A 348-nucleotide genomic window follows, 5' to 3' on the forward strand; every position below is an offset into this window, starting at 1 on the left:
CTTTGTCTGTGACCAGTGCAACAAATCTTTTACCCAATCCGGTGCACTCACTGACCACAAGCGCATACACACAGGAGACAGACCCTACATCTGTGATCAGGATGGGTGCAACCAGTCCTTCCATCAATCCAGTCATCTCGCCAGACACAGACGCACTCAGCACAATAGGAAAGATGAATGTCATGAAAACACAACAGGCCCTAGAGGCTGCCAGAGATGATGCTATCTTCTTTGTTCTTTTATGCGGGAGGAAGGAAATGGTTTTAAAGCTGAACTTTGTTGTCACCGCTCTCTGCATAGTGGTCGGCCTGTCTGCAACTGCTACCTATGCATCAGAAGACAAGAGCA

At 48.0% G+C, this 348-nt stretch carries 1 protein-coding gene; it reads left to right on the top strand.

Annotated elements, in window-relative coordinates; translation table 11 throughout:
* The coding region (locus tag E1189_RS26015) for a C2H2-type zinc finger protein (protein WP_155158155.1) at positions 1 to 220 on the top strand (220 nt) is incomplete at its 5' end.
* Between the last annotated feature and the right edge of the window lie 128 nt (positions 221 to 348).

The organism is Parendozoicomonas verongulae, from assembly GCF_009711465.1.
Classification (GTDB): Bacteria; Pseudomonadota; Gammaproteobacteria; order Pseudomonadales; family Endozoicomonadaceae; genus Sansalvadorimonas; species Sansalvadorimonas verongulae.